This window comes from Psychrobacter sp. 1Y4 (genome assembly GCF_051847555.1).
The window spans coordinates 1-663 of record NZ_JBPYDE010000659.1 but is presented as its reverse complement, the minus strand read 5'-3'; the positions used below and the strand labels follow the sequence as shown (position 1 = coordinate 663).

1 protein-coding gene is annotated in these 663 nt (G+C 46.2%); it reads right to left on the bottom strand.

Features of this window, described 5'->3' with window-relative positions; translation table 11 throughout:
- A partial coding sequence (locus ACS8FC_RS18175; RefSeq protein WP_439297816.1) for a cation:proton antiporter domain-containing protein occupies positions 1 to 663 on the bottom strand: 663 nt, incomplete at both ends.

The window sequence follows — 663 nt, the reverse complement described above, 5'->3', positions numbered from 1 at the left end:
TTGGCAACTTTGCCAACACTGAGACCTTGTACCAAGATAGAAAATATCACTACCGCATAAGTGAGTGCCAATAAAATATCGCGCTCGGTACCGATGGGTAGCTGTAATACTAAAGCGACTGAGATACCGCCGCGCAATCCACCCCACGTTAGTACTTTCCATGCACCAGTGGGCAAATCAAGCTGACGGTGAAACGTTTTGGTCGTCATCCCAACAACGATAAAACGAGCTACTAGAGCAATAACGATGGTTAAACCACCTGCAATAAATAAGTTTGCTGAATAAGCAATCATCACTACTTCTAGACCGATAAGGACGAATAAAATAGCATTTAAAATTTCATCAATCAGTTCCCAAAACAGATCAATGTAATGACGCGTCTGATCACTCATCGCAAGCGCCCGCCCGCGGTTACCAACCATCAATCCCATCATGACCATAGCGAGTGGCCCTGACAAATGCCAATGGCTGGCAAGCGCATAGCCGCCGATGACGCCTGCTAACGTCAAGAGCACTTCTTCTTGATAACTGTCGATGCTCTTTAGCAAATAGTACAAAATCGCCCCAAGTACCAATCCAAAGATGACACCGCCGCCAGCTTCGACCGCCAATGTATGCGCCACATAGTTAATGGTTGGAATATCGCCACTAGATAAAATCCCC